Origin of the sequence: Actinophytocola sp. (genome assembly GCF_036378875.1) — a bacterium.
Classification (GTDB): Bacteria; Actinomycetota; Actinomycetes; order Mycobacteriales; family Pseudonocardiaceae; genus Actinophytocola.
In genome coordinates this window covers 57954-79535 of sequence record NZ_DASUVO010000033.1, presented here as the reverse complement: position 1 = coordinate 79535, position 21582 = coordinate 57954, and the positions used below count along the sequence as shown (strand labels likewise).

Here is a 21582-nt window from a genome sequence, read left to right as displayed (position 1 = left end):
GGCTGGCGAGCACTGCCAGTCACCAGGATGCCGTTGGTTTGCCATCGGCGACTTCCCGCAGCGCGTCGACGTCAACGATCGTGAGAAATTCCCGGCCGGTGTCTATAAACTGGTGGTCTTTGAACACCCGGACGATCTTCTTCACTGACTCGGTAGAGCAACCGACAAGGGAGGCGAGGTCCTTTTGACTCAGTCGCATGGTTGATGTTTCGCCGGCGCGCGTCGTCAGACCATCTTCTACTAGTCGCACTAGAACTTTGGCAAACCTCCGCTCGATTGCCAGGTCTGACTCGGCGATCATTCTTGTCGCCTGGATCACACGATCGTCGGTGGCCACAAGCAGTGCGTACATAGCACTTGGAAAGTCGTGAAGAAACTTCTTCAGCTGAGTAGAGCCAACATAGAGAACCTCGACCTCGTCCCAAGCGACAACCGTCGCAGACCGAGGGGTGCCACGCAGCGCGCCCATCTCGCCGACCGTCTCGTTAGGGCCACGAAAAGCGACGATTCGTGCTGGGTTGCCGGCGATCACTTTTACATGACCCTTCTTGATCAGGAGGGCAAAGTCGCTGTCTTCTCCTTCGCGCATGAAGACGTGGCCAGGGTGCCGGTGGAGCGTGCTTCCCACGTCTTCCAGGCAGGAGATCTCCTCAGCCTGAAGAGACCAGACGCCTTGACTGGAGGGAGGAACCATCATGGCGTAAGTGTAATCGTACCCACAGCAAGGTGCAACGATTGCCGCTACTAGGTGGATTCGATCGTCGGTCGCCCCTCGGCGCGCGGCGTCGACCACGCCCGCTCCCATCTCGCTCAGATCGTCCAACAGGGCGGCCTCTGCGATTCGCTCACACACGCACAGTCGATCAGGACCCACTGAATGTGATAGCCAGCCGGTGTCTTGCCAAGTCGTGGAGAGCGCGTCCGGCCCAGTCACGCCAGCGGTGCAACATTCCGAGTGGGAGCGAGACTGGGAGCGGGGCGCTCCCGTCAGGTCGAGTCAGGCTGGGTCAGGCGATGTTGCCTGCGGTGCCCGAATGCCCTTTGACCTGGTCAAACGTCCACTAGTTCCCGATATCGGCACATGGCGGACCCTGTTGTGGTCCAGGATGTCGCGGGTTCAAGTCCCGTCACTCACCCGTAGATATCCCTGTTCGGTGGCCCTTCGGGGCCACCTTCCCGGGGCGGGTTCGTCATCATGTTGGGGGGCCCGAGCCCCCCATGCCCCCCACGCTTGTCTCTCGCCTTCCCTCGGTCGGACTTCCTGCTCTGGTCTTCCTGTCTGGCGTGCTCGGCTTGTTCTCGCGCTCGCTCTGTGCGGGGCGATTCGTCCTTCTCGGTGGCCTTTCACCAGGGCTGTCGTTTGTCCCCTGGGGCTTGTTCGTCTCTTCGCCGCCGCGTTTCGCGGCACGCCCTGCGGCGCGGCGCCTTTCGGTGTCACGCGCGGTTCCTGGCTCGCCGTGCCTCGCTGACCTGCGCCTTCGCTCGGTGGGTCTTCCTGCTCTGGTCTTCCTGTCTGGCGTCCTCGGCTTGTTCTCGCGGCTCGCTCTGCGCGGGCGATTCGTCCTTCTCGGTGGCCTTTTCACCGGGGCTGTCCTGTGCCCACTGGGGCCCGTTCGTCTCTTCGCCGCCGCGTTTCGCGCCACACCCTGCGGCGCGAGGCCTTTCGGTGTCACGCGCGGTCCCTGGCTCGCCGTGCGGCGCTGACCTGGGTCTACCTGCCGCTTAGTGCCGTCGCAGCTTGATTCTCCGCCTGGCTGACGCCCGCCAGCAGCCATGCACGTGCCCTCGTCCAACCATGCTTGGCGACGCCGCCTTACCTGTCGCCGAGCGTCGACGTTGCTCGATCGAGCGTGCTGCCTTCACCCTCCTGAGCAGGCCCGGCGCCGGCCCAAGGGCCCTGCTCCGCCACGCTCGCCAGCGGCCTTGCGTGAGCCTTGGCTGGTCATGCTCGGGGGCCTGCTTCCGCGCCTACCCTCGGGTTCGAGCCAAGCCACCGGTCCAACGCGCAGTGGTCTCCCGCGTGCGGGTGTCGGCTGTGCGGGGATGGGCTCTGCCGGGTTTCTGGCAGAGCCCATCTGTGTGGGTTGTTCTTTGGGTTTGTGCCCTGGTTACTTTTTGCCGCCTGTTGCCCACTGGTCCCAGGGGATTTGCCAGACGCCCAGGCCGTCCCACGGTTCGAGTGTTGGGCCGCCGCTGTTTTGGACGGTGATCACGTCGCCCTTGTTGGAGATGCTTTGTAACCAGTTGGCGGCTTCTGTGGTCATGTTGATGCAGCCGTGGCTCACGTTGCGGCGGCCCTGGTCGCCTACTGACCACGGGGCCGAGTGGTAGAAGATGCCGCTGTTCGACATGCGGCTCGCGACCGCGACCGTGGTGCGGTAGCCCTGCGGCGCGTCTGTTGGTACGCCGTACGTGCTCGAGTCCATCGTGTAGTTGGTGTGCTCGCTCATCACCACGTAGGTGCCCTGCGGGGTCTCGTGACCCGGTTTGCCCATCGAGATCGGTATCGTGCGCGCCACCGCGCCGTTCACGGTCACCGTCATCTGGTGGCTGGCGCCGTCCGCGGTGGCGACCACCGCGTCGCCGATCGTGATGTTCGCTACACGGCTGTCGCTGCCGTAGACGCCGTTCCCGAAGTCCTTGCCGTAGATCGCCGCGTTGATCGACACCTTGGTGCCCGCCGCCCAGTACTCCCTGGGCCGCCACTGCACCTCCTTGTCGTCGAACCAGTAGAAGGCGCCCTCGGTGGCCGGCGTGGTCTGGATCTGGATCGCCTTCTCGACGGCGGCCTTGTTGGCGACCGCGGCGTCGAAGTAGAACGCGAGCGGCTGGCCCACGCCGACGGTCTGGCCGTCCAGCGGGTTCATCGACAGGTCGGCCTTGAGCCGTGCCGTGGCGGTCGTGAACACGGACGTGGCCGACGCCGTCTTGCCGTCGGTGCCCTGCCCGGCCACGGTCGCCGTGTAGGTCTTGCCGAAGCCGAGCGGCTCGGTCGTCTGCCACGTGGTCGCATCCGGCGACAGCTGCCCCGCGACCGGCTCGCCGGCCTCGTTGACCAGCGTGACCTCGGTGACCTTGCCGTCCACCGCCGCGATCGTGACCGGCGCCCCCGGCTCAATGCCGGCCGCCTGGTGCCCCGGCGTGATCGAGAGCTGTACCGGCTTCTTCGGCGGCGCCGGGCGGGTGCTCGACGTCGTCTTCCGCGCGGCGTCGTTCCCCTCCCCAGCGGCGGGCCCGCTGGTACAGCCCGCGACTAACAGCACAGCCAGCCCAACAACGCTCCCGAGGAGAAGCCGTCGGCGTCGACCCCGCGTCATCCTGACCCCCATCCAACCCATGTTCGTTCATGCATAGTCTGCCGGATCGGTCCGACAATCCCCGTGGCAGGCCTTCGACCCGAAAGGGATCCCGTTACGACCCTCCCTAAGGGACGTGATAGCGTTCCAGACGTTGCGCCGGAGGGGAAACCTTCCAGCGGGCGCCGCTAGCTCAATTGGCAGAGCAGCTGGCTCTTAACCAGCGGGTTCGGGGTTCGAGTCCCTGGCGGCGTACCATCGATGAGCAGTACAGATGGCCCGAGGCTTTGCCTCGGGCCATGATCTTTTCGGCCCACAGCGAGGGATCGCTAGGCTGCCCGGCCGACCCTGGGAAGCAGGTGGCAGTAGGTGTCGGCGGTGACCGTGTAGGTGGAGTGGCCGAGTCGTTTGGACACGATGGCGGCGGTGTGAGCGGGCCGGCGCCAGGGCTGGCCGTCCGGTCTGGTGAACACGTGGTCGGCATTCTCGGTGCTGCCCGTGTGCTGGTCGCGGCGCTGCCGGGGCGACCCCACAGAGCGGCAGAGGGCAGCTCTGTCGGGTCAAGAACGGAAGGTCCGGATCACTGCTCAGCGCATCCTCGCCGCTCATCTACGACCAGACTTCGACCCGCAGGGCCGCCCCACGCCCCAAATACTGGCCCGATACGGACCTTGACCTCGCCGGAGCCACGCCAGGTTCACGAGCGCGAGGCTTGGCACATTCGACGGAGTGAAAATTCCGAAAGGAATCGGGTTCGGAGCGGCCCGCACGCACCGATATCGATTCCACCTCAACATGGGGCTGTGCGGCGCGAGATCACACGCACCGCGCAAGTTGCCCCGAAGACGAAGGCTAGCCTCGCCGGCGATGACGGCATGGATGGAGGATCGAGTGAAGGGCCGGACTGGTCGGTGGCGGATTGTGGAGATGGACAACTGGGATCAGGACGCGATCGAACTCGTCGGCCCCGGGTTCATCGAATTCGGCAGGAAGGGGACTGGTGAGTTCGGGTTCATCGCGGTTCGTGGCTGGTTGGACTGCCGGTGGTCCGAGCGGGACGACCGGCCGTTCGTCGAGTTCAGCTGGGAAGGCGACGACGAGGGCGACCAGGTAAACGGACGCGGCTGGGCCGCGCTCATGGAGGACGGTGGGCTCACCGGGCACCTGTTCTTCCATCTCGGCGACGACTCGGGATTTCGTGCGACACCGTTTGGGGATGGGCGTTGAGCACGTACCAGTACTACGAGTTCCTCGCGGTCGACCGGCCGCTCGACGAGCGGGCGCAGGCCGAGGTGCGGTCACTGTCCACCCGTGCGCGGATCAGCGCCACGAGCTTCGTCAACGAATATCACTGGGGCGATTTCAGCGGTAACCCGAGCAAGATGATGGAGCGCTACTACGACGCGCACCTGTATCTGGCCAACTGGGGCACACGGCATCTCATGCTCCGCCTGCCCACCACGGTGCTCGACCTGGACGTGGTCGACCAATACTGCATCGGGGACGAGGTCACCGCCTGGACCGTGGACAAACACCTTGTCCTCAGTCTGGTCAACGAGGATGAGGAAGGCGACTGGGACGTCGAACCGCCGGGAATGCTGGCGGCCATCATCGGCGTCCGGAGCGAGCTCGCCACCGGTGACCACCGTGCGCTCTATTTGGCATGGTTGGCTGGGTGTGGACTGCAGGCGATCGTCGACGAGCCGGACATCGACGAGGACGAACTCGAACCACCCTGTGCCGCCGGGACTGCGGACACTGACCGCACCACAGCGTGAGCTGGCCGACTTCCTCCGCGTCGACGAGGAGCTGCTCGCGTTCGCGGCCGAGGCGAGCCCGCCGCTCGAGAAGGCGATCGACGATCCCGCAGGCCTCGCTTCCTGGGTGGCGACGCTGCCCGAAACCGAGAAGGATCGGCTGCTCCTGCGCGTCGCCCAGGGCGACGGCGCGACCGTGCGGCTGGAGCTGCTGCGCCGGTTCCGTGACGAAACCGCGCCGGCAGCAGCGTGCCCGCCGCGCCGCGCTGTGCGTGAGCTTCTCGATGGTGCCGCACGCTGGCACGCCGAACGGAAACGCCGCGAAGCCGCCGAACGCGCGGAGGAACAAGCCCGTCGCGAACGCGACGAAGCACTCACGCGCGAGCGCCGCCTGGACGAGCTTTCGCGCGACGAGGAAGCCGCCTGGACGCGTGTCGACGCGATGATCGCGACCCGCACGCCCGACGGATACGACACCGCCGTCACGCTCCTGACAGACCTGCGGGCCCTGGCCGAACGGGCCAACCAACCGAAGGAATTCACGCGGCGCTGCACGGCCCTTCGACAGGCCCACGCCCGCAAGACCACGCTGATCGCACGCATGAACCGCGCGAAACTGTGACATGGGCTCGCCGGTCAGGGCCACCACCTCACCACGTCCTCGATTGCCGTGACGCAGTCGTCGCTGGTTTGGCGGCCGCCTTCGCGGGCGAGGGTGGGAGTTGCCGCCGCCAGTACGGTCAGCAGGCCGGGTCTTCCCAGGCCGGGCAGCAGGTCACGCACGGAGCCGAGACCGTCCGGGTCCCTGTGCCAGGACGGGGACTTGTTGGCGTGGGCGGTCAACGTCGCGGTGATCGCGCGGCTCTTGTTCGACTCCGGCGCGAAGCGTGTTGCGGCCAGGAGTGCTTGCAGGAACTCCGGGGGCGCATGCCTTGCCACCGCGGTGAAATCCCTGCCGGGCATGGCGGCCTGTGTGGACAGTACGGCCACACCGGCCGTCGACGCGCGGGCACGTTGCGGCTCAGACAGGTGTGGCAGCAGCATGGCGAGCACGTCCAGGAACCACCATGCCGTGCTGATCTTCTCCAGCACGAGGTCGAGCAGTCGGTCCCGTTCGGTGTCGGTCATGGCCTCGGCCAGCAACGCCACCGGGTACGGCCGCAGCGTGTCGGTTCGGCTCATGTCGGCCAGCACCTGCCCGATGACGTGCCGCCGGTCCGGCTCGGCGAGGCAGCGCACCACCGCAGCCAACGGCAGCACCCGGTGTTCCGCGTCGAGTTCGCTCGCCTTCGTGCGTAGCTCGTCGACCTCGTCCGGGTCGACCAGCGGGGCGATCATCGCGAGGTATCGGCCGAACCGGGAGTCCGGTGCGGTGCGCAGCCGCTTCTTCATTGCTTTCCAGAACTTGTCCGTCCCCCGGCCCGGCGGCAGGCTCGGCCCCAGCACGCGCCAGACGTCAAGAGCGTCCTCGTCCTGGAGGAGGTACACGGCCTCGGCCAGCCGGTCGTGGATCTCGCGTTCGGTGAGCGCCGGCCGAACGGCGGCCAGCCGGTCCGCGAACCCGTGGTCGCCCATCTCTCGCTTGGCGGGGAGGAGATCGGCGGCGCGGCGCAAGAGTTCACCGTCGGGCGCATGTTCTGCCAGGGCGATCAGCGGATCGACCCGCTCTGCGGCGGGTAGCGCGGCCACCAGTTCCTCGACCCGCCCACGCAGGCCCGCCCGCCTCGCCCACGACACCTGGCCGGTCAGCGCGGCGAGTGCGTCGGCCTGGGGCCGCAGGTCGCCGATCCGCCTCGCGGCCCTGGCCGCGTACGCCAACTCCTCCTCGTCCCTGGTTCCCGCGACCAGCGCGTCCAGTGCGTCCGCCCGGTATCGCGCGTGGCCAAGGCCGTGACCGATGCCGGCCACCAGATCCAGCGCCCGTAGCCGGGTGCGGTGGTCCAGGTGCGGGGCCATCCCGATCAACGCCTCCGCACGCTGCCAACCCCAGCAGGTCTCGGCGAGGTCGAGCGCCTCGTCACGCAGCGATCCGGACAGCGTGGCGAGCACGACCGCCTGCTGGTGGGCTTCCAGGTCGCGGGCGGCTTTCCGAACGGCCGCAACCGTTTTCCCACTGGCACCGTCAGCGAGATGACGCAGCGTCTCGTCGCGGCAGAGGTCGAAGCGGGAGCCCGGTTCTGGCAGCGCACGCAGCGCCTCCTGCGCCAGGTCCGGTCGTTGTTTCTCCGGCACCACCCGGGCCAGCGCGGCCAACGTCCTGGTCCGTACCCACGACGGCCGGTCCTGGCCGATGCGGCGAGCCAGGGCCAGGGCGCGGTCGAGTGGCGAACCGTGCAGGAACTCGCTGAGCCGGATCAGCTTCTCGGCGTCGACTTCGCCCGGCGTTTCGGTGGCCCGGTCGAGCGCGGTGTTCAGCACCTGGATGAGCCGGTCCTCCTCGACGAACCCGGCCAGCCGGTGGGTGGCGTCGGTCGGGTCGTCGTGGTACATCCGCGTGATCAGCTCGGCGGTGAGGTAGGTGGCGACCCGGTCCGGTGCCAGGCGCTCCTCCCCCAGACGCAGAGCGAGGGCTCGATGCACCTGACGCCACCAGTAGTCCACAGAGGACCGGTCCGCGACGGCTTCGTCGATACGGAGTAGGTCCGACGCCGGGACGTGCGGGATCAGCCCGAGTAGCGCCGTTTCACTCGACGACTCCAGTGCGGCCGTCAGCGCTCGCGCCATGTCCGCCGGCGCGAGAACCGCACCCAGCATGCCAAGCGCCTCCGCCCGGTACGGGTACGTGCTGTCGAGCCCGAGCGCCAGCTGCTCCTCGACGATCGGTTCCCGGACATCCCCCGGCAGGCGCGCGAGCACGGTGCCGGCGACGGCGTAGGCCCGTTTGGACGCCGGCGGGAACACCAGTTGCAGGGCGTGCCAGGCATCCCAACCCGACAGGCAGAACCCCTCACCGGGTCGCTGGGCCTCCGCCAGCGCCGCGACCAGCTCGACCTGGATCGCGTAGCTGTCGACCGCCCGGATCCACCCGAGTGCCACTCGCGGGGCCTACACCCGGCCTTCCACCAGCGCACGCAGCAGTCCCGGGCGTACTCCGGCGGTGATCGACTCGACGCTGCCCGCCATGAGCGCGTAGCGGATCTCCCTGGCCATCGACCCGGCCAGCCCGCCCTGTTCGAGGTCCATGTCGGTGTCCTCGGCCGCGAGCCGGCGCGCCAACGCCAGGGATTCCTGGTAGTCGGCGAAGGTGCCGTGTGCCGCGTGCGCACTGAACCACGCGTTGGCCGGTTCCCTCCCGCGGGCGATCTCGGCGGTCAGGAGCTGGTGCAGGACGTCGACGTCCCCGACGGCGGCCAGGTGTCCCGCCAGGTTCCGCAGCCCGTAGCCGGCGTCCAGCTGTCCCAGCCGCCGGGGGTCGGTGGTGACCACCGCGGGGACGGTCGTGCCGAACAGCGCGACCAGGTAGCGGTCGATGATCCGGCGATGGGTCGCCATGGCCGTCGTCGCCAGCAGGTCCAGCTGTTGTTCGTCCCCCGACATAGTGTCGTCCGGCCGCTCGCCGAGAAGGTACTCGCGGGCGCTGTCGTGCAGGGTCGTGAAGTAGCGGTCGTCCTCTTTTCCCACCGTTTCAACGAAGGCGCGCACGCGGCCGGTCATGACGCCACGCAGTTCACGCACCAGCTCGGGGAAATTCTCGATGCCAGCGAGCGCCACCAGGGTGTCCAGGTTCAGCGGCTCGGCGGCGCACGCGAGCGCGCTCAACGCGGGCAGGGCCAGGTCGCTGGTCTCGCTCAGCTCGTTCAGGGTGCGGCTGTAGAAGGTTCACAGGTCGGGAGGCAGCGACTGCAGGTCGTCCGGGGCGACTCGACCGGCTCGCACGTCCGCCAACGCGTGCCGCAGGTAGATCCACACCCCGGCACAGCGCTGTGCGAGGGTGTCGCGGAACTCCTCGACCGGCAGCTTCGCGGCCACCAGCGTTCGCAGAGTCGCGTCGGCATGCAGCGTCTCCTCGATGTGGCGGCGGATGTCGGCCGCGTTGTCGGTGGCACGCGGCTCGATCCGGACATGGTCGTAGGGCCGTTCGCGGGCGTACAGCGCGACGCCCTCGCGTGCGGTGGCGATCACGTACGCGTTGTCGGGCAACGTCGCGGGCAGGGCGAGCGGCAGGTCCCTGTGTTCGACGGCCTGGTCGAGGCCGTCCACGACCAGCATGAGCTTGTGCCCGCGTTCGGCGGCCGCGGCGGCTGACGCGTGGAGCACGTCATGGAACACGACCGGATCACCGGTCGACGCCGGGTCGTGGTCGAGCCGGTAGCGGGCGACGAGTTGGTTCCCGAGGCTGCGCAGCGCACCGGCGATGGTGCGCCGCTGACCGGTGTTCGACACGAAGTGGTGTGGATAGTCGTGTTCGGCCGCGAGTTGGGCCACGAACGTCGTCTTGCCGACGCCGGTCTTGCCCTCGATGAAGAAATACCCCCTTGGCTCCTCGGCGAGGAAGGCCTCGATGCGGCTGACCAGCCAGGGACGGCGGGTCAGCTGGATGTCGTCGAGCCGGTCGAGGACGTCGTGGTAGCGATCGAGAACCGCCGGAGAGTGCCGGCGACGGGAGACGTCGAGTCGAGGAATGTGGCGAACGAGGAAATCGCCGAGAGCCTTGATATCCGCACGCTGGAGGCGGTTGATCCGAAAGGACTGAAGGTTACTCAATATCTTCAGCTCCTGCGGCAGGAATTTCGGCTCCAAAGTCTCGATACCGAACAGGACGGGCACCACCGGAACGCCGTGCGCCAGTGCCTCCAGGATTTCCCTGCGGACCCAGTCGCCTTCCCTGTCGATCGGCCGCTGCCCGTCGTCACCGGCCGCCAGCCATCGGTCGCCCACGACGACGAGCAGAACCGCGCAGCCGCGCACCCGATCCAGCAGCACCGAACTGTAGACCTTGCCCAGCGGTATGGACTCGTAGTCGAGGAACACCGCCTCAGCACCGAACCGGTCGGACAGTTCCGTGTGCAGGAGCGCGGCAGCCGAAGCGCCGTCGCTGCTCCGGTAATTGATGAAAACCAGCGTCTCGGCGTCCTCGACACGGCCGGCATCAACACCCATCAGAACCTCGTTCAATTCCGGCAAACAATACCGAACGACCACGCTAGTACGACCGCACTACACGCACCCGCGCAGCCATCACGAATACGACCGAATATCCCACTTGTGGGTGATATTCGGCCTCGCCACCGACCCGTGCGGCGGCGAGACCGACGACCCCGGGCCGGCACGAGGACCCACCCACGACGACCTGGCACCCTCGAACACACCTTGACAACCCGTCGAACATTTGTTCGACTATGAGGTGGAGCCTGGCGGTGAGGTCCGCGGAGGGAGGACCGGGTGCCCCTTGTGGGCGATTTGGCACGAAGCCGTTCGAAGGTGAATCACCCCGGCTTCGCCCTCTAATTGACGGAGGCCGGCCTGGGTGGTGATCTTGCGTGTGGACTTTGAAAGGTTTGCCGATATCTGGTTCGGTCGGCCAGTCTTTCCGCCATGCCTGACGCAATGCCCGCGGAGACAGGTCGGTGGTTCCTCGCGGAAGGCATCAGCGACATTCCCGCACATGTGCGCCTACAGGGGGCGTTCCTGCCGCGGCCGTTGCCGTCAATGGTGCGGCTGCAACCGCAGACCTACCGGATCCTCGCTGAAGCGGAACAGGCAATAGGCCGGTTGGACGAGGCGGCGGCACGTTTGCCCAACCGAGCTGGTCTGGTGCGCCTGGCGCAGCTCCGCGACGTGCACGGCTCGGGCGAGCTCGGTGGTGTTTTCGCGGCGCTGCGGGAGTTGCTGGTGGCGGACCTGCCTGGCGCGGTCGACGCCCCGGCTATCGACCTCCGGCTGCGGCGTTACCTGTTGGCCAACGACGAGGCGGTGCGCTGGGTCCGCAACGGCGGCTCGGTGAATCTCGCTCTGTTGAGCCAACTCGGCGCCATTCTCGACGGTACCGCCGAGACGCTGGCGGTCATCGACGGCGACGACGTCACCGACGTGAGCTGGCGCCAGGAGCAGGGTTGGCTTGGTGGCCCCGATGCCCGCGACGCGTACCTGCTCACCGTCCCGCCTGGCGCGGAGCTGCAGACCGGCGGCATGCAGTGGACGGCGTGGGTGGACTCCGGCTGCGAGGCGCCGCTGCTGGCCAGGGTCGCGCTGGGCCACTACCAGCTCGCCGTCCTGTCCCCGGTGGCGCACGCCGGGCACCTGTCCCGGTTGTACATCACGCTCGCACTGATTCGGGAAGGCACGCTGCGCGATCCGCTGCTGCCCGTGTCGGAATGGCTGAGCCGGGACCGTGACGATTACCGCAAACACATTCTCGGCATGGTGCACGAGGGCGACCTCGACGGATTCCTGGTATTCTTCGCGACCGGCATCGCGACGTTGTGCCGAAGCCAGCTGCGATTCATCAATCGCGCGGAGCGGATCAGTGAGGAACATCTCGGTCGGCTCGGTAAGCGAATGGACGGAATCGTGCGGGTGACCCGCGACCTGGCCGGCACCCCGCTCACGACGAACCTGCAGATCGCGCAACGTTGTGGCATCACGGTGCAGCAGGCCGCCAGCCTCACGAAACAGCTCGTACGCCTCGGCGTGGTGCGCAGCATGAACGGGCGGAACTACCGGCAGATCTTCACGGTCCCGGATGTCATGAACCTCTTCGAGCTGAGCTACCCGACCCCGCCCGACGGCGACGAGGACGTGTTCGACAGGTAGGGGAACTCGGGAAGGCTGCCCGGATCGGTCGCGAGGAGCGCCCTGACCCGGTTCGCGGCCACCTCGTCGACGTCGACGAGCAGGGCCAGTGCCCGGCTCCACCGGCGGCGGGCCGCGCCGTGCTGGCCCTGTTCCCATCTGGTTCGACCACACCACACCAGGATGCGGGCGTGGACAGGCAGCAGCTGGGGCTCGGCGCCGGCATGGCTCATCTCGCGGTCGGCCCGGTCGAAGTAGTCCATGGCCGAGGCCAACCGGCCCGCGGCGTGCATCGTGGCGCCGACCTCGGCAAGCGCGTCTGCCGTCCCGACCGGGTCACCGACCTCCCGCCGCAGGTCAACCAGCCCCAGGTACGCGTCGAGTGCCTTGCTCAACCGACCCCAGCCGCGGTAGAGCGCGCCGAGCGAGCTCAGTACGGCCTGGCTCCGGCGGCGGTCCCGCAGTCCGTCGCGGCGGACGATCGCCAGCGCACGCACCCACCGCTCCTCCGCCCGCCGCCGGTCGCCGTGCTCGGCGAACGTCGCCGCGCCGCCGTGCAACAGGTCGACCAGCATCGCCGGGTCCCGGTCGGCGATGGCCAGGGCCTCCCCGGCCTCGGCCAGGTCCTCCCACCAGCCCGGATCCCGCAGAAGGCCAGCGGCGGGCCAGACGGCCGCCGCCAGCCGCGTCCCCGTCCCGCGCAGCCCGTCCCGGTCACAGGCCCGGACCGCGGCCAGCACCTCAGCACGGTGGTCGGCCAGCCACGACTCGACCCGTGCCGGTTCGTGCCGATCGAGGCTCACCTCCTGGATGAGCTCGAGGACGCGCGCGTGCTCCGACATGTCCGGTGCGTCACCCACCTCCGCCGACGTACGACCCGTCGGCGTAATGATGGCCTACCACGGCCGCCAGGCCGCCGTTCCCGTGGTCTGACCGCCGGCGTGTCCGCTCAAGCGGCCGGTCGCGGTGCGGCGGCCGTGGATGTCCCGTACCGAGGTCGTGGTGTGCTCCGGACCCTTGTCCGCCCTGACCACCAGACCTTGGTGGTCGAAGAGAGGCGCGACGAGCCGGTACTCGAAGTGCTGTGGGCCGGTGGTGCGTGCGGCCTCGGCCATGGCGAGGGCCTGGAGCGGACCGTGGGTGAGCAGGCCGGGGTAGCCCTCGACGTCCCTGGCGTAGTCGCGGTCGTAGTGGATGCGGTGTGCGTTGAAGGTCAGGGCGGAGAAACGGAACAGGAGCGTCGGGGTGATGTCGATGGACCACTCGTCGTCGGCGACCGGGACGACCGGCCCGCTGTCCGGCATGGACAGAGGGCTTGGTTCGCGGTAGACGATGTCCTGCTGCTCGTCGACCGCGAGCTGTCCGAACTGGACGATGCGATGCTCGACCACGACGAAGGTCAGTAGCCCGGAGCGGCCCGGTTTCTCCCGTACCGACAGGACCTGTGAGCGCCGCGTGGCGGACTCGCCACAGCGCAGCGGCCCCAGCGCGGTGACCCGGCCGCCCGCCCACATGCGACGCAGGCCTGGCGCGGGTGGCGCCGGAACGGTGCCGCGGACCGGGTGGCCGTCCGGCCCGAGGTCGGCCTGCGGCACCCGGTCGAGCAGGTAGAACCAGTGCCACAGCAGGGGAAGTCCGTCGCGGTCGAGGTCCGGCACCGGGACGCCGAGCAACGCCCCCAGCGCCGCCGCGGGCTCCTGGCGCAGAACCTCGGTGTGCTCGACGATCATGACCGGTACCGCCGTACGAGCTGGCGTGCGATCACCGTGCGTTGGATCTCGTTGGTGCCTTCGCCCACGATCATCAGTGGCGCGTCGCGGAAGTAACGCTCCACATCGAACTCGGTCGAGTAGCCGTAGCCGCCGTGGATGCGGACCGCGTTCAGCGCGACCTCCATCGCCGTCTCGGAGGCGAACAGCTTGGCCATGCCGGCTTCCATGTCCGCGCGGTCACCGGAGTCGTAGCGGCGGGCGGCGTAGTGCACGAGCTGGCGGGCCGCCTCCAGCTTCGTGGCCATGTCGGCCAGGTAGTTGCCGATCGACTGGTGCTGCCAGATGGGTTTGCCGAAGGCCTCCCGTTCCTGGGCGTACCGCAGGGAGTCCTCCAGCGCGGCCCGCCCGACGCCGAGTGCGCGGCTGGCGACCTGGATCCGGCCGATCTCCAGGCCCCGCATCATCTGCGCGAACCCCTGCCCCTCCACCCCGCCGAGGAGCGCGTTGGCGGGCACCCTGACGTCGTCGAAGGACAGCTCGCAGCTCTCCACGCCCTTGTAGCCCAGCTTCGGGAGGTCCCGGGAGATGTGGAAACCCTTCTCCACCAACAGGATGCTGATGCCCGTGTGTGCGGGGTCGGCGGCGGGGTCCGTCTTGCACAGCAACGCGACCAGCCGCGACCGGCGTGCGTTGGTGATCCACGTCTTCGATCCGTTGACCACGTACGAGTCGCCGTCGCGGCGGGCGGTGGTGCGCAGCGCCTGCAGGTCCGAGCCGCCGCCGGGTTCGGTCAGCGCCATGGTCGCCCGGATCTCCCCGGTCGCCATCCTCGGCAGGTACCGGTCCTTCTGCTCGTCCGTGCCGTAGCTGATGAGGAGCTTGGCGACGACGGTGTGCCCGCCCATCGCACCGGCCAGGCTCATCCAGCCCCGCGCCAGTTCTTCGGTGACGGCCGCGTAGCACTGCGCCGAGACGTACGCCTCGCCCCACGGCGCCGGGATCGCGAGCCCGAAGACGCCCATCTCCTTCATCTGGTCGATGAGCTCGCCCGGGTAGGTGTTCGTGTGGTCCAGCTCCCGCACGACGGGCCGGACCTCCCGGTCCACGAACTCACGCACCAGCCCGACGATCGCGACTTCGTCCTCGGTCAGCCCATCCACAGGTGACAGTCAAGCACCGTGCAGCCCGTGCAGCAGCAGGTCGGTCAGTGTGTCGATGACCTGGTCGTCGTCCGTGGGCGGCAGCGCGTGGTTGAGGGTGGCCAGCATCGCGCCGATGGCGGCGCCGATCAGCTCCGGGTCGCCGGGTAGCGGATGGTCGCGGTCACGCAGGTACTCCAGGTGCTGGCGCAGCACGGCGGTCTGGCCGACGAGGTCGCGCCACGCTCGGCCGGACGCCGGGTCCGCGGCGATCATCGACTGGAACAGGGCGACGGTGACCGGCCGGTGTTCGCGCATGACGGTCCAGGCGACGGCGATGTGGTCGCGCAGCTGGGCGCGGTCCGTCAGGTCGTGGTCGGCCGGGTGATCACCGGCGGCCATGTGCTCGTCGGCGGACGCCTCCAGTTCGGCCAGCAGCGCCTGCAGCAGCTCTTCCTTGTCGGCGAAGTGTTCGTAGAACGAGCCGGTGGCGCGGCCTGCCGCGGCCGTGATGTCGGTGATCTTGGTGTTCAGGTAGCCACGTTCGCTGAACAGTCGCCGGGCCGCCGCCAGTAGCGAGGCGCGTGTCTGCGCCGCCCTCTCCTTGCGGGCGCCTGGGGCCATCGCGTTGTCCTTCCCCCGAACCGGGTTGACGACCGACATCCTACCGAACATACTTTCACTGAATTTAAGTTCAGTGAATCGAAGTTCAGGGAGTGATGGGTGTGCGGGTGATCGTGATCGGCGGCGGGGTTGCCGGGGCGGCGACGGCGCTGGCCCTGTGCCGCGGCGGCGCGGACGTGACGGTCTACGAGGCGTACGAGGACCCGGCCGGCGAGGTCGGCTCGTTCGTCAGCCTTGCCAGCAACGGGTTGCGGGGCCTGGACGCGCTCGGCTGCCTGGCGCGCGTGCGGGCGGCGGGTGTCGACGTCCCCCGGCAGCGGATGTGGTCGGCCGGCGGGCATCTGTTGGGAGACGTGCCCCGCGGCCGGGTGAGCGGCGACCCCCTGCACAGCGTCACGCTGATGCGTGGGCGGCTCGTGGCAGAACTACGCCAGGCAGCACAGGAAGCCGGGGCCAGAATCGTGACCGGGGCACGGCTGACCGGGCTGACCGAGACGGCCGCGGAGGTCGTCGTGGAGTTCGCCGACGGCAGGCGGGACACGGCCGACCTGCTGGTGGCCGCGGACGGCATCTGGTCGACGGTGCGCGGACTCCTCGATCCAGCGGCCCCACGCCCCGAGTACGCCGGGCTCTACAGCGTGTCGGGGGTGTCACGGATGGCCGACGTCGAACCCGGCGTGTTCAACATGACCTTCGCTCGCAACGGCGCCTTCCTCCACCTCGCCGTGGGTGACGAGGTGTGGTGGTCGGCGCAGGTCGCCGAGCCGGTCGAGCCCGACCGAAACGGTGTCGACTGGTTGGCGCGCGTGGCGGAGCTGTACAAGGAGGCGACGCCGTCGGCGGTCCTCGCGGCCACGACCCGCCTGCAGCCGACGGTGATCCTGCACGCGGTCGACCCGATCCAGACCTGGCACACCGACCGGTTGGTGCTGATCGGCGACGCGGCCCACCCGGTCGGCGCCGGGCAGGGCGCGTCGATGGCGATCGAGGACGCCCTCGCGCTCGCCGCGGCACTGCGGACCGAGCCGGCGATCCCTGACGCGCTGACCGCGTACGACACCGAGCGCCGCCCCCGAATCGTCAAGGTCCTCCGCACCGCCGAGGACAACCGGGGCGCCAAGAAGGCCGGTCCGGTCAAGCGGTGGCTGCAGGCGGTGATGATGCGGGTGTTCGTGCCACTGGTCTACGAGAGGGCCACGGCGTGGCTCTACAGCTACGAGCCCGCACGCCAACGGGAACGTGCGGGCTCGCGCTGAGTTCAGCTGGTGGCGCCGACCGCGCCGACGACCACCGGGTTGGCCACCGACGAGTAGCTGATGACCGTGCCGGCCGGCACGCCGGACTTGCCGACCTCGTCGATCTGGCGTTCACCGATGAAGTCGCCCGTGGTGCGGTCGATGATCACGTCGTGCCGGTCGCCGTCGACGCTCATGCCGAACGCGGTGCCCTGGTGACCGTCGAGGTTGACGAGCTGCTCGGTGATCTCCAGGCCCGGCAGCTTGGCGAGCGCCCGGTACAGCGCGGCCCGCAGGTCCGCGGGCACCTGGCCGGAACGCAGCACGTCGGCGAAGTAGACGAGCACCTCCATGTCCGGGTCCTGGCCGTGGTCCTCGGCGTCCGCACGCAAGCGGTCGTAGAGGGCGTCCGGGTCGCGGGGCAGCGAGGCCAGGAACTTGGTGCTCGGCTGCTGCCACCCGCCGTCGGCGACGTCACCGCACGGGATGGTGCCTTCCGAGCTGGACGGCACCAGCGTTTCGGCGCCCTTGCTCTTGTCGCCGGCCACCCACTTGAAGTTGCCGGTGATGGTGCTGCGCTGCGTGCACTCCTGCTTCGGGTCGGCGGGCACCCACAGCTCCCGCAGTTCCTCCATCAGGTAGTGGGCGGCATCGCGGGAGCCGGACTCCCCTGGGCGGTCGGCCGACACCACCGTCGACAGGTTCCAGGCATGCGAGGCGACATAGCGGTACTGGCCGGGGCCCAGCGGCACGTCGGTGGTGTCGATCTCGTCCGCGGCGGAGTTGAGCTGCGCCACCGCGGCCGCACTCGGGGCGTTGTCGCCGAAGGACACGACGAGCACACCGCCGACGACCAGCGCCACGACGGCGGCGGCCGAGGCGATCAGCCGGGGTGGGCTGCGCCACGAGCGGCGCGGTCGCAGCGGTGCCACCGTGGTGCTCTGCTTGGGTTCGGTCGTCACACCGACTGGCGCGACGAGGGCCTGTAGGCGCGTGCGGCCGGCGCCGAAGGCCCGGTCCGACATCCGCGGCACGTCGGTGTGCAGGTCGGCGAGCAGCTCGTCGATCGGGTCGTGGTCGGTCATCGTGCTTCCCTTCCTTCTCGGGCAAGGCACTCGCGCAGCTTGGTCCGTGCGCGGTGCAGACGGGTGCGGACGGTCTGGACGTCCAGGTCGAGTGCGGTGGCGATCTCCACCGGGCGTAGACCGGCCCACGCCACCAGCAGCAACACGTCCCGTTCCTCGGCACGCAGTGCCGACAGTCCACCGGCCAGCGAACGGGCCGAGCGGTCGGCGTCGACCCGGGACGCGCTCGCGGTGTCCTCCGGCTCCACCACCCCGGCCCGGCCGGCGTCCCTGGCGAGCGCGCGCAGCGTCTGCGCCTCGATGCGCGCGTGCCGGCGCAGCAGGTTCGTCGCGATGCCGAACAGCCACGCCCGCGCGGCGCCGCGTGCCGGGTCGTAGCGCGCCCGCTGCTCCCACGCGACCAGGAACGTCTCGCCAACCAGGTCGTCCGCGGCCACGACGTCCAGACGCCTGGCCAGATAGCGGTGCAGATCCCGGGCATGCGTGTCGTACAGCCTGGTCAGCGCGGCGCCGCCGGCTCGGCCCGTCAGGTCGGGTCGATCGGAGTCCACGTTGGTCATCGTCACACCACTACTTGCCGCGGCCCGCGCCAACCGTTCCGACGGACAAGTGAGAAAAGACCTTTCCAGATCGCCGGCCAACCAGGCAGGGGCTTACAGAGTCTTTACCTATGGATCAAAGCGGCGGCCGGTGAGGTGCCGCCGCGCGACTCGAGGAGAAGCATGATCCACGCGAGAGCCCGGGCGACGCTCACGGGCTTGCTCGCCGCGGCGACCGCGAGCACGGCAGTGCTCAGCGGTTCAGCAGCGGCTGCGCCGGCAGTGAAGCCGGCAACACCACTGGGGTCAGCCACCACCGTCACCCTCATCACCGGGGACGTGGTCACGCTGGGGGATTCGAAGGTCGTCGACGTGACCGCGGCGCGCGGCCGTGAGCACATCGGCTTCCGCACGTACACCGACGAAGACGGCGACGTCAACGTCATCCCGGAAGACGCCATGAGCCTCGTGTCCTCAGGGCGGGTGGACCCGCGCCTGTTCGACGTCAGCGAGTTGGCCAGGTCCGGTTACGGCGACGCGGACCGCGAGGACGTGCCGCTGATCGTCGACTACCCGGGCGCGACACCCAGGGCAGCCGGCGCGCGGGCGGTGCGTGAGCTGCCGTCGGTGAGCGCGGTGGCGATGCGCGCCGAGAAGAGCCCGACCTTCTGGGCGACGGCACGCACGTCCGCGAGCCGGATCTGGCTGGACGGTCCGGTGAAGGCCAGCCTGGAGCACAGCGTGCCGCAGATCGGGGCGCCAGAGGCATGGGCCGCCGGTCACACCGGGGCGGGCACCACGGTTGCGGTCCTGGACACGGGTGTCGACGCGACGCACCCGGACCTGGACGACGCGATCACCGGGGCGCAGGACTTCAGCGAGAGCGAGACCGGCGTCGACGACCGGTTCGGTCACGGCACGCACGTGGCGTCGATCATCACCGGCGACGGCGCGAAGAACAAGGGCGTCGCGCCGGACGCGAAGCTGTTGAACGGCAAGGTGTTGAACGACTTCGGCAGTGGCGCCGAGTCGTGGATCATCGCCGGCATGGAGTGGGCCGCCGCGAGCGGCGCCGACGTGATCAACATGAGCCTCGGCAGCCCGTGGCCGAGCGACGGCACCGACCCGATGTCGCTCGCCGTCGACGAGATCACCGCCAAGACCGGCGCGCTGTTCGTCATCGCCGCCGGCAACTCCGGTCCCGGCGACGAGTCGATCGGCAGCCCGGCGGCGGCCGACGCCGCGCTCACCGTCGGCGCGGTCGACCGGAACGACGACCTGGCCGAGTTCTCCAGCCGGGGGCCTCGCTGGGGGAACGGCGCGATCAAGCCGGACATCACCGCGCCGGGCGTGAACATCGTGGCGGCCAAGGCGGCACACGGCCAGATCGGCGATCCGGCCGGCGAGGGCTACGTGTCGCTGTCGGGCACCTCGATGGCGACCCCGCACGTGGCAGGCGCCGCCGCGATCCTCGCCGGGCAACACCCGGACTGGCAGGCGGACCGGCTCAAGTCGACGCTGATGTCCAGCGCCAGGTCGAACCCCGAGCTGTCGGTGTATGAGCAGGGCGCCGGGCGCGTCGACGTGGCCGCCGCCACCACGGCGTCCGTGACCGCGGCGCCGGGCAGCCTGAGCATCGGCACCGTCCAGTGGCCGCACAACGACGACCAGCCGGTCACGAAGACCGTCACCTACACCAACTCCGGCAGCGCGCCGGTGACGCTGGACGTGACGGCCGAGATGACCGGCCCGAACGGGAACGCCGCCCCGGCGGGCATGTTCACCGTGTCCCCCGCGCGGGTCACCGTGCCGGCCGGCGGGACCGCCGAGGCCACCCTGACCACGAACACCAGGGTCGAGGCGGCGGACGGCGTCTACACGGGCACCCTCGTCGCGACCGGTGGCGGCACGACCATCCACACGCCGGCCGCGGTGAACCGCGAGGTCGAGAGCTACGACCTGAAGCTCACGTTCCTCGACCACAACGGGAACCCGACCCCGCAGTACTGGTTCCGGTACGTGGACCACACGAAGGCCAAGGCATACCTGGACCTGGAGAGCGACCCATCGGGGTCGACGGTCGTGCGCGTGCCGAAGGGCACGTTCTACTTCGACGGCTGGGTGCAGACCGAGCTCGGCGAGCGTGAGTGGCTGTCGACCGACTTCATCGAGCCCGCGATCGTCGTGGACGGCCCGGCGGAGTTCACGTTCGACGCGAGGACCGGCACGAAACTCGGGTTCACGGTCGACAAGCCGGAGGCCGTGGCGGGTTCTGCGTACTCCTCCGCCCTGATGAAGACGGCCTGGGGAGAGACCGGTGCCGGGCGGTACGCCAGGGACTTCGAGGACTACTCGATCCGGCCGTCGCAGACCAGTGCGCCGGGCGACTTCACGTTCGAGATGAACTCCCAGCTCGCCAGGCCGGACGGCACGGAGACGGGGCCCGGTTTCCATGCCAGCCCGTACCTGTACAACCTGTACGACATCGACAAGAGCGGTGGTGTGCCGGCGGACCTGATCAACGAGGTCGACGTGCGCAAGCTGGCGAAGGTCGTCTCGTCGTACGCGGTCGGCACGCCCGGCAAGATCGGTGTGCGGGACGGCATCGTCACGATGGCGTTGCCGTACACGCTGACCGAGTTCTACACCCCGGGCAGCGAGTGGCGTCCGTACTTCTACGAGACGACCAACGTAGACGAGTGGCCACCGAGCGGTATCGCCAACTTCGCCAACGCACCGGTGTCCTATCAGCGCGGCCGGACGGTCAAGGAGCGGTGGAACGTCGGGGTGTTCGGGCCAGGGTTCGCGTACGCCTCCTACGCCCCAGGGCAGAGCTTCGCGCGGCTCGGTGACGAGTTCCTGTTCAGCGTCGGTCTCCACAGCGACCAGAATCCCGGTCACGACGGCAGCCACGGCCTGGCGGAAGGCACCACGCAGATCCTCCGGGACGGCGCGGTGGTCGCGGAAAGCCCGTACCCGGGATATGTCTACACGGTTCTCCCGCCGGAGGCGGCGACGTACACGGCCCGCACGACGAGCACCCAGCCCGGCCGGCTGTCCACTCGGATCGATGGGGAGTGGACGTTCCGCACGGGTCACACCGAGGGTGAGGAGCCGACGGCGATCCCGGCGCTGGCCGTGCGGTTCGCGCCGAACCTGGACAATGACAACGCGGCGAAGGCAGGGAAGAAGTTCAGCTTCCCGGTCTACGTGCAGCGCAACGGCGCCCAGGAGCCGGGCCGGGTGAACACGCCGGTCGTCGAGATCTCCTACGACGACGGCAAGACCTGGCAGAAGGTCCGCATCAGCCGGCACCACGGTCAGTGGACGGCGGAGGTCAACCACCCGAAGCGAGCGGAGTTCGCGTCGCTGCGCTGGTCGGTGTCCGATGCCGGCGGTAACTCGGCGAAGGCGACGATCATCCACGCGTACGCGCTGAAGAAGTAGAGAAGTAGACGACAGC

The 21582-nt window shown here is 69.0% G+C and carries 18 protein-coding genes and 1 tRNA gene; 7 read left to right on the top strand and 12 right to left on the bottom strand.

Annotation, left to right across the window (positions count from 1 at the left end; all coding sequences use genetic code 11):
* Positions 1 to 19: 19 nt before the first annotated feature.
* Both VF106_RS09585 and VF106_RS09580 read right to left on the bottom strand, forming a co-directional pair.
* Positions 20 to 697, bottom strand: coding sequence for a Crp/Fnr family transcriptional regulator (locus tag VF106_RS09585; RefSeq protein ID WP_330839258.1), 678 nt, complete (start codon positions 695 to 697; stop codon positions 20 to 22).
* A gap of 1411 nt (positions 698 to 2108) precedes the next feature.
* Positions 2109 to 3263, bottom strand: coding sequence for a L,D-transpeptidase (locus VF106_RS09580; protein ID WP_330839257.1), 1155 nt, complete (start codon positions 3261 to 3263; stop codon positions 2109 to 2111).
* A 215-nt stretch (positions 3264 to 3478) separates the two neighbouring features.
* On the opposite strand from VF106_RS09580, the gene VF106_RS09575 reads away from it, so the two are divergent.
* Positions 3479 to 3554: transfer RNA gene (locus VF106_RS09575), tRNA-Lys, on the top strand.
* A gap of 71 nt (positions 3555 to 3625) precedes the next feature.
* Here VF106_RS09575 and VF106_RS09570 read toward each other — a convergent pair.
* Entirely contained in the window at positions 3626 to 3829 is a 204-nt protein-coding gene (locus VF106_RS09570) for a hypothetical protein (protein ID WP_330839256.1), read from the bottom strand.
* Between the two features lie 394 nt (positions 3830 to 4223).
* Here VF106_RS09570 and VF106_RS09565 point away from each other — a divergent pair, with 394 nt between their 5' ends.
* Genes VF106_RS09565 through VF106_RS09555 form a run of 3 tightly spaced genes read left to right on the top strand, consistent with a single transcriptional unit; the run spans position 4224 to position 5675 of the window.
* A complete protein-coding gene (locus tag VF106_RS09565; protein ID WP_330839255.1) occupies positions 4224 to 4523 on the top strand; it encodes a hypothetical protein in 300 nt (99 codons plus the stop codon).
* Entirely contained in the window at positions 4520 to 5074 is a 555-nt protein-coding gene (locus tag VF106_RS09560) for a hypothetical protein (RefSeq protein ID WP_330839254.1), read from the top strand. The genes VF106_RS09565 and VF106_RS09560 overlap by 4 nt, the downstream gene beginning before the upstream one ends.
* A complete protein-coding gene (locus VF106_RS09555; RefSeq protein WP_330839253.1) occupies positions 5034 to 5675 on the top strand; it encodes a hypothetical protein in 642 nt (213 codons plus the stop codon). The genes VF106_RS09560 and VF106_RS09555 overlap by 41 nt, the downstream gene beginning before the upstream one ends.
* Before the next feature lie 14 nt (positions 5676 to 5689).
* Here VF106_RS09555 and VF106_RS09550 read toward each other — a convergent pair whose 3' ends face one another.
* Genes VF106_RS09550 through VF106_RS09540 form a run of 3 tightly spaced genes read right to left on the bottom strand, consistent with a single transcriptional unit; the run spans position 5690 to position 10153 of the window.
* Entirely contained in the window at positions 5690 to 8089 is a 2400-nt protein-coding gene (locus VF106_RS09550; RefSeq protein WP_330839252.1) for a hypothetical protein, read from the bottom strand.
* Positions 8090 to 8098: 9 nt separating this feature from the next.
* Entirely contained in the window at positions 8099 to 8812 is a 714-nt protein-coding gene (locus VF106_RS09545; protein ID WP_330839251.1) for a hypothetical protein, read from the bottom strand.
* 60 nt (positions 8813 to 8872) lie between these two features.
* On the bottom strand, positions 8873 to 10153 hold the full coding sequence (locus VF106_RS09540; protein WP_330839250.1) for an AAA family ATPase: 1281 nt from the start codon (positions 10151 to 10153) through the stop codon (positions 8873 to 8875).
* 435 nt (positions 10154 to 10588) lie between these two features.
* Between VF106_RS09540 and VF106_RS09535 the strand changes: the two genes are divergently transcribed.
* The gene (locus VF106_RS09535; RefSeq protein ID WP_330839249.1) at positions 10589 to 11806 is read left to right on the top strand and encodes a Fic family protein; all 1218 of its coding nucleotides are present in this window, start codon (positions 10589 to 10591) and stop codon (positions 11804 to 11806) included.
* Here VF106_RS09535 and VF106_RS09530 read toward each other — a convergent pair.
* Genes VF106_RS09530 through VF106_RS09515 form a run of 4 tightly spaced genes read right to left on the bottom strand, consistent with a single transcriptional unit; the run spans position 11761 to position 15299 of the window.
* Complete coding sequence (locus VF106_RS09530; RefSeq protein ID WP_330839248.1) at positions 11761 to 12627, bottom strand: tetratricopeptide repeat protein; 867 nt, start codon at positions 12625 to 12627, stop codon at positions 11761 to 11763. The genes VF106_RS09535 and VF106_RS09530 overlap by 46 nt on opposite strands.
* A 54-nt stretch (positions 12628 to 12681) precedes the next feature.
* The gene (locus VF106_RS09525) at positions 12682 to 13515 is read right to left on the bottom strand and encodes an HTD2 family dehydratase (protein WP_330839247.1); all 834 of its coding nucleotides are present in this window, start codon (positions 13513 to 13515) and stop codon (positions 12682 to 12684) included.
* Positions 13512 to 14657, bottom strand: a complete 1146-nt coding sequence (locus VF106_RS09520) for an acyl-CoA dehydrogenase family protein (protein WP_330839246.1) — start codon at positions 14655 to 14657, stop codon at positions 13512 to 13514. Before VF106_RS09520 ends, VF106_RS09525 begins: the two co-directional genes overlap by 4 nt.
* Positions 14658 to 14666: 9 nt before the next feature.
* Positions 14667 to 15299: a TetR/AcrR family transcriptional regulator gene (locus VF106_RS09515; RefSeq protein WP_330839245.1), complete on the bottom strand. Its 633-nt coding sequence runs from the start codon at positions 15297 to 15299 to the stop codon at positions 14667 to 14669.
* Between the two features lie 56 nt (positions 15300 to 15355).
* Here VF106_RS09515 and VF106_RS09510 point away from each other — a divergent pair, with 56 nt between their 5' ends.
* A complete protein-coding gene (locus tag VF106_RS09510) occupies positions 15356 to 16516 on the top strand; it encodes an FAD-dependent oxidoreductase (protein WP_330839244.1) in 1161 nt (386 codons plus the stop codon).
* Between the two features lie 2 nt (positions 16517 to 16518).
* Here the strand turns inward: VF106_RS09510 and VF106_RS09505 are convergent, their stop codons facing one another.
* Both VF106_RS09505 and VF106_RS09500 read right to left on the bottom strand, forming a co-directional pair.
* Complete coding sequence (locus VF106_RS09505) at positions 16519 to 17580, bottom strand: CU044_5270 family protein (RefSeq protein WP_330839243.1); 1062 nt, start codon at positions 17578 to 17580, stop codon at positions 16519 to 16521.
* Positions 17577 to 18140, bottom strand: coding sequence for an RNA polymerase sigma factor (locus VF106_RS09500; RefSeq protein WP_330839242.1), 564 nt, complete (start codon positions 18138 to 18140; stop codon positions 17577 to 17579). The genes VF106_RS09505 and VF106_RS09500 overlap by 4 nt, the downstream gene beginning before the upstream one ends.
* A 162-nt stretch (positions 18141 to 18302) precedes the next feature.
* Here VF106_RS09500 and VF106_RS09495 point away from each other — a divergent pair, with 162 nt between their 5' ends.
* Positions 18303 to 21566, top strand: a complete 3264-nt coding sequence (locus tag VF106_RS09495) for a S8 family serine peptidase (protein WP_330839240.1) — start codon at positions 18303 to 18305, stop codon at positions 21564 to 21566.
* Positions 21567 to 21582: the final 16 nt, after the last annotated feature.